Origin of the sequence: Shewanella kaireitica (assembly GCF_023284045.1) — a bacterium.
In the GTDB taxonomy this organism is placed as follows: domain Bacteria; phylum Pseudomonadota; class Gammaproteobacteria; order Enterobacterales; family Shewanellaceae; genus Shewanella; species Shewanella kaireitica.
Map to the genome: position 1 here is coordinate 292,265 of NZ_JAKIKQ010000003.1, position 12,203 is coordinate 304,467.

Below are 12,203 nucleotides of genomic sequence, written 5' to 3' on the forward strand. Positions count from 1 at the left end.
ATAGCCCTGCTGTAAGCTAATTTCCTCCAGAGAAGTTAGCTTGTATTGCACTGATTCAACCTCTCCTATTCAAGCGAAAAACACTTGCAGTCAGAAAGCCTAATTTAGCAATTATCATCATTAGTTCGATTCTATTCGCATAAAAAATGCGACTTTTCGCTAGTTAATTCAAAAGCCTAAAAAATAATTTAATTTCAGAGTACACGCGTAAGCTTATGAAATTTTTATAGTTAATATTCATCGCCACACAAAAATCCAAACAAGCGTTTAAATTTATCGTTTGAAAATTTGATCTATCGCTCATTTTGTGACGTAATGTGAACCATACTTCTGGTCGGACGAGCATCGAAAATGAGCATTAGAACTAAACTAAAAAAAGTATTACCGAGCATTTCTACTACTGAGCAAGAAGCACTCGACGCTGGCGATGTGTGGTTAGAAGGTTCAATTTACCAAGGTGTGCCTGACTTTGCCGCCCTGCGCGATATTCCTGTAGCAACCTTGTCTGCGGACGAACAAGCCTTCCTCGACGGTCCAGTTCAGACATTGATTGAGATGGTTGATGATTTTGAAATTCAGCGCAGTAAACATCTTCCAGAGAACATTCTTAACTTCCTTAAAGAAAACAAATTCTTCTCTCTTATCATTCCAAAGTCATTTGGCGGCTTAGAATTTAGCCCTTATGCCAACTCCACCATTGTTGCGACTATCGCAGCAAAAAGCTCTGCAGTAGCAGTAACTGTTATGGTGCCTAATTCACTCGGTCCGGGTGAGTTACTGATGCATTACGGTACTTCAGCTCAACAAGATTACTGGTTACCGCGTTTAGCAAACGGTCAAGAGATCCCTTGTTTTGCTTTAACTAGCCCTGAAGCGGGTTCAGATGCTGGCGGAATTCCTGATATTGGCACCGTGACAATGGGCGAATATCAAGGTGAGCAGGTCTTAGGTTTAAGCGTGACTTGGGATAAGCGTTATATCACTCTTGCTCCTATTGCGAGTGTACTTGGTCTTGCCTTTAAGGTTGAAGATCCAAATGGCCTGCTTGGCGGTAAAGAGAACTTAGGCATCACTTGTGCCTTAATCCCAAGAGCACATCCAGGTGTTGAGCTAGGTAATCGTCATGACCCAATGGGCATTCGTTTTTATAACGGTACCACTCGCGGCGAAAATGTATTCATACCAATGGACTTTATTATCGGCGGCCAGAAAAATATCGGTCGTGGCTGGGCAATGCTAGTCGCATGTCTAGGTGCAGGTCGCGGTATTTCACTGCCAGCTCTAGGTGTGTCAGTTAGCCAATGTTCATTTAAGTCTTCTGCTGAATATGCGGCAGTACGTGAGCAGTTCGGTCTATCAATTGGTAAGTTTGAAGGTATTCAAGAAAAACTTGCTGACATTGCAGGAAAGACTTATTTGCAAGAAGCGATGCGAGTACTGACCACTGAGGGCTTGGGCCTTGGCTTAAAGCCGTCTGTTGTGACCGCAATTGCCAAATACCATATGACAGAACTGGGTCGTGACATTCTTGACTCTGCAATGGACATTCAAGCCGGTAAAGCGATTCAAAATGGCCCTCAAAACACGTTAGCCTCAGGCTATGTTGCCCAACCAATTGCTATTACAGTGGAAGGGGCGAATATTCTCACCCGTAACCTGATGATTTTTGGCCAAGGCGTGATGCGTTGTCATCCGTACTTGCAAAATATGGTTGAGTCTATTCACTCTAACGAAAAGCAAGCAGATAGAGTGTTCAACGGCATTTTGCGCAAAACCATAAGCTACAGTGTGGGTAACAGCTTACGTGCCTTTAAGCTTGGGTTACTGCCTTTTACCGCAGCGGCAAGTTCAACGCTTACAGAAGTGAAACCTTATGAGCAATCGGTTCATAAGTTAGCGTCTAAGTTAGCAGTCTATGCCGATTTTTCACTACTCGTGCTAGGCGGCAAGTTGAAGCAAGCTGAGATGCTATCGGCACGTCTTGGTGATGTAATGAGCTACCTATACGCAGCAATGGCATCGATTCGTTACTATGAGCAAAAACTATCCGCTAGCGAAAGAGCAGAAGCAGCGCCTTACTTCCATTACGCGACTCGCTGGTCACTTTGCCAAGCAGAAAAAGCGTTATTGGACTTCTTAGATAACTTCCCATCTTCAGCAACACGTAAATTCATGCGTTTAATCACGGTCACTTACTCACCTAAGATGACTAAGATTAACGATGACTTAGTACGGGAGTTAGCCGAGCAAGCCCAGCTAAACACTGAGTTTAAAAAGCACCTAACCCATCTTGTTAAGCCAGTGGCTGGCGACGGTAACTACATCAACGAGCAAGCATACCTGGCTAAGATGGAATGTTTACCACTGCTTGCTAAGGTAAAGAAAGCAATAAGATCCCGCACCTTTAAGCCCGGTGTTAGATTCTCGCTTACCTTAGATGCTGCACTTGAAGCTAAAGTCATTAACGAAAGCGAACATCAATTGCTGCAAGATTATAATCTGAAGCGTGAGCGTGCTATCCGGGTCGATGAATTCGATTTTGATATGAACCTCATCACTGATAAAGCTGACCTAAAAATCGCTAACTAAACCTCTTTTTAAAAAAGCTTTAAATAACAATGGCCGTTTTGTGTAAACAAAACAGCCATTGTTTTTAAGGTAATCGCTGTTAAGGCTTTAACGGCAAGGACGAGAGCTTACCGATTAATACCCAAACTTGCTGGTGAACTGCAAACCAACAACCCATACATCTTCAGCATAAGAAACCCACTCTAGTGCAAAACCGTTATCCTGATTAAGCTCATAGTAAAGCCCTAACCCAGCAGCAAACTGTTGATCGCTATTGTCATCAATATTTAGAGAGCCACTCGTTTCAGTTTCTAACCAACTCATACCTGCTAAACCATAAATTGCCAAACCTGAATCACTAAAGATACCGGTTTGATATTGGGCGAATAATGCTGCACCTCGATAATCAATCTCAGCATTGAGTCTGCCGTTCTGGCTTAAATCAACTTGACCTAACTCAACGCCGCGTAATTTAAGCCACCAGTTGTCAGTGAATCCATACCCAAGCTCAAGATTGTAAGATAGGTCGTAGTCATTATCTTTATCGATGTCGGTATAAAGTGTTGGTTCAAGCTTAACAGCTCCAATACCGGCTCCAATAGAGTATTGCGCATAAGCTGGTGATCCACAGGCAAGGATCACAAGCAGAAAGGCGGGCATTGCTCTTCCAGCTGACATTTTTATCCGACGCACCATAGCTAATAGAAGCAACGCTATTACAGCGCTGTAATGAAACGCGCCACCACCTGTAATCGTTTGACCATCAGCCCCAATGTTGTTAGTGATATCCTCACCATCATTAGTACCGTCATTGTCAGAGTCAACATCTAAATGGTCTGCTATACCGTCATTATCTGTATCTAACATTTCTCTATCATCCCTGACTCCATTTCCATCACTATCGCTACCATAAATGACACCATTAACTTCATGATCTACCCCATCATCTATGCCATCAGCATCGGCATCAAAACCTGTATAAAAAGCTTGCTGCGGGTTCTCATCAACGTCAGGAATGCCATCGCCATCATCATCGTCATCGGCATGGTTAGCATATCCATCGCCATCAAGATCAGGCAAGCTACCAAATGCGCCAACCGCTCCATCTACAATATCGATAAGTCCATCATGATCCATATCGATAGTATCGTCTAATCGTCCATCTTGATCTGCATCCATTTCAAGGGGTAAACCAAAGTTGATTAAGTCAAACACCTCCCCGTCACTTTTTAGCTGAAGAAAATCAGGCTTAGTATCACTATTGGTATCGATAAGCGCTTCGACAGTATTAACCATGCTGCTAGGATCATCATTAAACCCATTGCTATCGGCATCCTCAAGCACTGCTTCCAATACATCTGAAACACCATCATTGTCTGAATCCAGATCTAGGTGATTCGCGCTACGATCTTTATCTATATCAAACGCTGATAAAACATCTAGCACAGCCTCAATTGACGCTAAATTGTCATCTACACCATCAAAATTGGTGTCGACTCGCCCTTCATCGACTTGGTTATCTCCATCAATATCAGCATCAAAGAAGTCGATAATGCCATCTTCGTCACCATCTATAACCCCTCTGCTTATTAAAGCAGAGTTGGCTAAAACTGAACTAGTGCTAGATTTAGCATTTGACATGGAGTTTGAGTTACTATTTTCTGTTGCAAGTAATACGGAGACAGAAAATTCAGCAGCATCACTGATACCATCATTATCTGAATCTGCATCATTGGCATCAGTTATCCCATCGCCGTCAGTATCAACATCGCTTTCAACTAGATTAGGAATACCATCACCATCACTGTCTTGCCCTTGAAGGATAAGTGCAATTAATGTTTCAATTTCCGCGACCTCGTCAATATCAGCTGCATGGTAATTTGCCACAGCATTGTTGAGCAAAGCCAATATGCTATCTAATTGCTCTAATGATGCATTACTGACTCCGGCATCGAGATAAACTTGGGCAAGCAATTGAGCAGCGTCGCCATCGAGATCCGCAAAATCACTAATCAGTGCAAGCGCGTACTCAGGAACAGTCATCACCATGGCAGTGAGCTCTGACGAGACAATCTCAGTTCTGCCCGCATCATCGAGGTAAGTTGCTATCACGGAGATCGCTTTGCCTGCTTCCTCACTCGTCAGCAGATAGAAATCATCTTCGCCACCAATACTGGTACTTTGTTCATTCAAATGACTGAACCATTGGTAACTCGCAGCGGGTTCGGTTATGCCATCAACATCATCAATTACCGCTGTGATAGTCTGTTCAACAACTTTAAAGCCATCAATGCGCACACTTCCAGGGCTGTTAGTTGGATAGGCAAAATTAGTCGACTCCAAATTACCGTTTTCAGCACCGTCTTCAGCAACGTCGGCAGGAACCTGCACTAAGACATCTTGCCCTACTGATGTTACCGCTCCCTTGAGAATATACTTATCCTTTTCTCCGACTAAACTTAAGGCTATGCCATTCTCAATTTGAAAATCTTCTAACGTCAAGCCAATCACAGGCTCAGTAAAGAGCACATCTATGGCAAACTCTTCACGCTCTTTCATTGTCAGCAGTGATAGGGTCACTTCAGGTTTAACACTATCAAAATTAACTTTGAACAACTCTGAGGCTAGACTCAACCGACCACTCTTATCGGCTGCTGCATTCTCTTTAACGAGCAGTGACACCTCACCTTGTTCGATAGGTGTTACTAGAACGCTATAACTTAACCCCTCACCGCTCCACTGAGATAAAGTAGCATTGGTCAATTCCACTCCTGTGAGGTCAAAGCCTTCGACCTCCTCACTAAAGATCAAATTAGCGGTAAATGCACTATTAATGTCCCCCGTAGCTCCGTTAATAATAACCGTTGGCGGCGTATCATCGTAGATAACGCTGAACGCGTCGGCGGCGGTATTGCCGTTATCAGCCGAGTCCACTGCTACATCCGCGGCGATATCAATCGTCAGGCTACCTGCTGCTGTTGGGGTAATGAGTGCCGTATAGGTTGTACCTGAGCCTGCGAAGTTAGTGACAGATGCGTTGCTGACTGAAATGTCAGCGCTATCGAACCCTGTAACCGACTCACTAAAGGTGAAGGTGGACGTAAAGGCCGCGTTAATATTACCGCTAGCACCTGAAATCACGACACTAGGCTGACTAGCATCATAGGTCACGCTCAGCTGCGTTGCTGCTGTATTGCCGTTATCCGCGACATCTTTTGCCACATCCGCGGCCACATCGACCGTGACACTACCTGCAGCTGTTGGGGTGATCAGCGCGCTATAACTGGCGCCACTTCCACTGAAGCTCGAGAGCGTTGCATTACTGACTGAAATGTCAGCGCTATCGAACCCTGTAACCGACTCACTAAAGGTGAAGGTGGCCGTAAAGGCCGCGTTGATATTACCGCTGGCACCAGAAATAGCGACACTTGGCTGACTGGCGTCATAGATCACGCTCAGCTGCGTTGCTGCAGTATTGCCGTTATCCGCCGAGTCCTTAGCAACATCAGCTGCGACATCAACGGTCACGCTACCTGCAGCTGTTGGCGTGATCAGCGCGCTATAACTGGCACCACTTCCACTAAAGCTCGAGAGCGTTGCATTACTGACTGAAATATCAGCACTGGTAAAGCCTGTAACAGCTTCGCTAAAGCTGAAGGTCGCCGTAAAGGCTGCGTTAATATTACCGCTAGCACCTGAAATAGCGACACTAGGCTGACTCGCGTCGTAAGTCACGCTCAGTTGTGTTGCTGCGGTATTGCCGTTACCCGCGACATCTTTTGCCACATCCGCGGCGACATCGACCGTGACACTACCCGCTGCAGTTGGGGTAATGAGTGCCGTATAGGTTGTACCTGAGCCTGTGAAGTTAGTGACAGTTGCGTTACTGACTAAAATATCAGCACTGGTAAAGCCTGTAACAGCTTCGCTAAAGCTGAAGGTTGCCGTAAAGGCCGCGTTAATATTACCGCTAGCACCTGAGATCGCAACGCTTGGCTGACTTGCGTCGTAAGTCACGCTCAGCTGCGTTGCTGCGGTATTACCGTTATCCGCGACATCTTTTGCCACACCCGCAGCGACATCGACCGTCACACTACCTGCTGCAGTTGGGGTAATGAGAGCCGTATAAGTTGTACCTGAGCCTAAGAAGTTAGTGACAGATGCGTTGCTCGCTGAAATATCCCCCATCACAAAGCCAGTCACGACTTCACTGAAAGTAAAGTTAGCCGTAAAGGCCGCATTGATATTGCCACTAGCACCAGAAATCACGACACTAGGCTGACTAGCATCATAGGTCACGCTCAGTTGCGCTGCGGCGGTATTGCCGTTATCCGCCGAGTCCTTTGCCACATCAGCGGCGACATCAACGGTCACGCTACCTGCAGCTGTTGGCGTGATCAGCGCGCTATAACTGGCGCCACTTCCACTAAAGCTCGAGAGCGTTGCATTACTGACTGAAATATCAGCACTGATAAAGTCTGTAACAGCTTCACTAAAGCTGAAGGTCGCTGTAAAGGCCGCGTTAATATTACCGCTAGCACCTGAGATCGCAACGCTTGGCTGACTTGCGTCGTAAGTCACGCTCAGCTGCGTTGCTGCGGTATTACCGTTATCCGCGACATCTTTTGCCACACCCGCAGCGACATCGACCGTCACACTGCCTGCTGCAGTTGGGGTAATGAGAGCCGTATAAGTTGTACCTGAGCCTAAGAAGTTAGTGACAGATGCGTTGCTCGCTGAAATATCCCCCATCACAAAGCCAGTCACGACTTCACTGAAAGTAAAGTTAGCCGTAAAGGCCGCATTGATATTGCCACTAGCACCAGAAATCACGACACTAGGCTGACTAGCATCATAGGTCACGCTCAGTTGCGCTGCGGCGGTATTGCCGTTATCGGCCGAGTCCTTTGCCACATCAGCGGCCACATCGACGGTCACACTACCCGCAGCAATTGGGGTAATGAGTGCCGTATAAGTTGTACCTGAGCCTGTGAAGTTACTGACAGATGCATTACTGACTGAAATATCAGCACTGATAAAGTCTGTAACAGCTTCACTAAAGCTGAAGGTCGCTGTAAAGGCCGCGTTAATATTACCGCTAGCACCTGAAATCGCGACACTAGGCTGACTAGCATCATAGGTCACGCTCAGTAGCGTTGCTGCGGTATTACCGTTACTCGCCCCATCTACAGCCACATTAGCAGCGACATCAACCGTGACACTACCTGCTGCTATTGGCGTAATGAGTGCCGTATAGCTTGTACCTGAGCCTAAGAAGTTACTGACAGATGCGTTATTTGCTGAAATATCCCCCATCACAAAGCCTGTCACCGACTCGCTGAAGTTAAAGCTTGCTGTGAAGGCCGCATTAATATTACCGCTAGCACCTGAAATCGCGACACTAGGCTGACTAGCATCATAGGTCACGCTCAGTTGCGTTGCCGCAGTATTGCCGTTATCCGCCGAATCCTTTGCCACATCCGCGGCCACATCGACGGTCACACTACCCGCAGCAGTAGGCGTGATCAGCGCGCTATAACTGGCGCCACTTCCACTAAAGCTCGAGACCGTTGCGTTATTGGCCGAAATATCAGTCATCACAAAGCCTGTCACCGACTCGCTGAAATTAAAGCTTGCTGTGAAGGCCGCGTTGATATTGCCGCTGGCTCCTGAAATAGCAACGCTTGGCTGACTGGCGTCATAGGTCACGCTCAGCTGCGGTGCGGCGGTATTACCGTTATCTGCGACATCTTTTGCCACACCTGCAGCGACATCGACCGTCACACTGCCCGCTGCAGTTGGGGTAATGAGAGCCGTATAAGTTGTACCTGAGCCAGTGAAATTACTGACCGTAGCATTACCAGCTGAAATATCAGTCATCACAAAGCCAGTCACGACTTCACTGAAAGTAAAGTTAGCAGTAAAGGCCGCGTTGATATTGCCGCTGGCTCCTGAAATCGCAATGCTTGGCTGACTGGCATCATAGGTCACGCTCAGCTGCGGTGCGGCGGTATTACCGTTATCTGCGACATCTTTTGCCACACCTGCAGCGACATCGACCGTCACACTGCCCGCTGCAGTTGGGGTAATGAGAGCCGTATAAGTTGTACCTAAGCCAGTGAAATTACTGACCGTAGCATTACCAGCTGAAATATCAGTCATCACAAAGCCAGTCACGACTTCACTGAAAGTAAAGTTAGCAGTAAAGGCCGCGTTGATATTGCCGCTAGCACCTGAAATCGCGACACTAGGCTGACTAGCATCGTAGGTCACGCTCAGTTGCGTTGCTGCGGTATTACCGTTACTCGCCCCATCTACAGCCATATTAGCAGCGACATCGACCGTGACACTACCCGCAGCAGTTGGAGTAATGAGTGCCGTATAGCTTGTACCTGAGCCTAAGAAGTTACTGACAGATGCGTTATTAGCCGAAATATCAGTCATCACAAAGCCTGTCACAACTTCACTGAAACTAAAAGTTGCGGTAAAGGCCGCGTTAATACTACCGCTAGCGCCTGAGATAGTGATATCAGGCGCACCATTATCTATTACCACAACGCTAAATGCCTTTTGGTAATTGGTCGCACCATCACTAACTTGCAAACAGACTTTGTAACTACCTGCCGCTGTTACCGATTGGGTTTCAAAAGCGGTGCCTGTGACTTGAAATAGGTTGTTATTAGCATCGTTATCAGCGCCGCAATTGCCATTAATGGATGCACCGTCGGCAACCAAGCTAAACGTAAAGCTATTACTATCGATATCTACAGCACTGAGCGCTCCAACCTGAATTCCTGTACCTGTCGCACTTTGATTAATGCTCGTTGCGCTTAAACTAATATCCTCTGGTGCATCATTTTGGGCTGTTATATCAATATTGATAGTGCCAAAAGTAATATTACTACCACCACCGGAACCACTATTACCACCATCATTTCCAACTAACGTTAATACCCCAGCGTTATCACCGAAGGCATTAGCCGTGCCTAGAAATTTGATATTTGTGGCTGTATCTAAATAGCTATTTATACTTGCAGGAGTACCAAAGATAGAAACCGTTGTACTTCCAGAACCAGTAATATTGAGACTATATCCTGCACCATCAGCTGCAGTTAATGCTCCTCCAGTCACACTTAACTTTAATGTCGTATTAACGGCATCCGCATCACTAATACTGACTGCGCTTAGATCTAAATTACCGGTCACATCTTCACTTACAACGATATCTGTGGGTAATACTCCATTTTGCAGCGGATCGTCATTCTGCGCAGTAACAGAAACTGTGCGAGTATCATTTACTGAGGCGGCATTAGAATCCGTCGCGGTGAAAGTAATGGTGCGATTACTGGTGCCTGGGTTATCTGAGGTATTTCGATAACGCAAAGACTGCAATACTTCCTGCACATTTGCATTGGTGGCGTCACTATCGAAAGTAATGGTTAAGAGTGTGTTATTTGTTACTACAGCGCCAGATACGCTTACATCAGCAATATCTGTACCGTTAGCAAGAATATTGGTACCAGAAACAGTGATTGCAGTTCCGTCACCATCAGGGTCACTTAAGCTGATTTCGTCAGCAGCTTCAGCGTTAGCCGTTATTTGAACCTGTAACGTGCCACCATTCCAGTCGGCATCACCGTCGGCATCAGACAGCGCAGCAGCGTCATCAATCTGGATTGTCGTTGCATTCTCAGTGTAACTTGCTGTTGAGTTATCAACTGAAATAGTCGGAGCGGTGTTAGCAGCAGGGCCATCATTTATCACAAAATTATGAAATTGATGTCCATAAAAGCCAGGGTAAGTTGGAGCGAGTGTCGCTTTATGGCGGATCCTGACTTCATCAACGTTATCAAAGTCACTTGGAAGAGTAACCGTCGTTATACCTGCAGCGCTTGGATCGTCATCAATTGTAGAAGGGTTGATAGCGAATTCAACTCTGGCAACGATGGCATCGTCTCTTAGCCCCAAAACTTCTAGTCGATTATTCTCATCCCTTAAGACTGCGACGGAAAAACTCGTAAAATCGAACTCCTGACCAGCCTGCTGTCTAAATACCAACCAAATAGCATCAGGGTTTCCGAACGGCGCATTACTTGAATAGACTGACAAACCAAGAATTCCAGCAATGGGCTCATGTTCACTAGCTCCATAAAAACCAGCAATATTCCCACCGCCACAATCCATTAACGCAGCAAACGAGACACTGTCAGCATCTTCGGTACATTTAAAATCAAAGCTACCATGGTTGGCACTACTCAGACTGAACGATTTGACTGGACCAACGTCTACAGGGTCAGTATCTAAGATGGTACTCGTGGCAGCATTAGCTGAAAGACTGAAAAGTGATAATAGCAGTAGCACTGAACCAACTAACTGCTTAACTAAAGATAAAATGGGCAGGAGTAGTTTACTCATAACGGACGCACTTCCATGTGTTAACGATTGATATCAAAACTTTCACTTCAAGCGATTAACTTGAAGCAATTAACTCGAAGCTACTAACTTCAAATAGGCCACATTAAAGACTTCGGCTTCAATACATCCCAATTTTTCCTATTCGCAGTAAAGCGCTCCATGGGATCTTGCTTTACTGCGCGGCTAGCAAAACACAAATAAGCCTAGCTTCTGGTCGGATAGATCCCATCCAACGCCATAATATAGTTAAGCGTTAAGTAGGGTTGCTCTACACCTATAAATGCACCAGTACCTGTATTGCCTATGCTGTTGGCAGACATTGGCGTCAAGCTACTCGCTGCAGTGTACATTTCAGTTGTCACTGAACCGCTGGCAGTCTTGGAGTCAGAGGTCTGTCCATTTTGTAATTGGCTAGCTCCTGGGCCTGAACCTATCTGCCCGCTAACAGGGATACCTGCTGGGATAGACACCGTAACCTTAGAACTACCGCTGCCTGTTGCAAGCACCGCATTAGTAGGAACGCTGGTAGTGCCCTCTTTTGAGCTAGCATTAAGAGGGTGATTGTGGGGAGGAAGTTGAGCTGACTGCAAGGTAATGTTTTGGCGTCCACCTAACTGACCAATAACCCTATTAGCTTGCCCTGGGGGCTGACCTTGTCCGGTTACTGTTCGGCCACGCAGATCGGCTATGCCAAAGGTGACTCGACCATCGCCACCATAATTACTCCCAATGAGAGAGAACAAAGAACCATTCTGGCTGATCTCCATCAACTGCCCTTTACAAATAGCCCAATTTCTAGGTGCAAAAGAAAATCCAACTGCTCTTATCTCTCCAATAAACGGATCAGCCATAGTATATATCCTTATAAAACTGTTAATGTTTTGGTTGTTACTGCGAGTAAAATTTAACCTTGTAGCCTTATGCTTTTAGTGAGCTAACTAAAATCTCAAACTCTGTTGACGAGTTAAGTGAAAGGCAGAGATAACTTTTTTCAATTTTTGGGTGTTCGACATAGTAGCCACCATCTTCTAACAAACCACCCGCTGCAAACTCAAAAATTGCGCTAAATGATGTGGTCGACTCACGTTTAGATTCCGTTATATGGGTGAGTGATACGGGCAATTGATTCCCCAATTGATCTTTAACCACAAACTGTTCACCAACTAATGACTTAATATTCTCGAAAGTAAACGGCTTCATTCCCCAACTCCTATTTGATT

Annotated in this window: 4 protein-coding genes; 1 reads left to right on the forward strand and 3 read right to left on the reverse strand. The window is 45.9% G+C overall.

Annotation, left to right across the window (positions count from 1 at the left end):
* The first annotated feature begins 351 nt into the window (after positions 1-351).
* Positions 352-2,589 carry an acyl-CoA dehydrogenase gene (locus tag L2730_RS06240; protein WP_248973800.1) on the forward strand — a complete coding sequence of 746 codons (2,238 nt, stop codon included), beginning with the start codon at positions 352-354 and terminating at the stop codon, positions 2,587-2,589.
* 114 nt (positions 2,590-2,703) lie between these two features.
* On the opposite strand, the gene L2730_RS06245 is transcribed toward L2730_RS06240, so the two are convergent.
* The 3 genes from L2730_RS06245 to L2730_RS06255 all read right to left on the reverse strand — a co-directional run bounded on the left by L2730_RS06245 (position 2,704) and on the right by L2730_RS06255 (position 12,183).
* Entirely contained in the window at positions 2,704-10,983 is an 8,280-nt protein-coding gene (locus L2730_RS06245; RefSeq protein WP_248973801.1) for an Ig-like domain-containing protein, read from the reverse strand.
* 203 nt (positions 10,984-11,186) lie between these two features.
* Positions 11,187-11,834, reverse strand: a complete 648-nt coding sequence (locus L2730_RS06250) for a phage tail protein (RefSeq protein WP_248973802.1) — start codon at positions 11,832-11,834, stop codon at positions 11,187-11,189.
* Between the two features lie 67 nt (positions 11,835-11,901).
* Positions 11,902-12,183 carry a DUF6916 family protein gene (locus tag L2730_RS06255; RefSeq protein ID WP_248973803.1) on the reverse strand — a complete coding sequence of 94 codons (282 nt, stop codon included), beginning with the start codon at positions 12,181-12,183 and terminating at the stop codon, positions 11,902-11,904.
* Positions 12,184-12,203 lie beyond the last annotated feature (20 nt).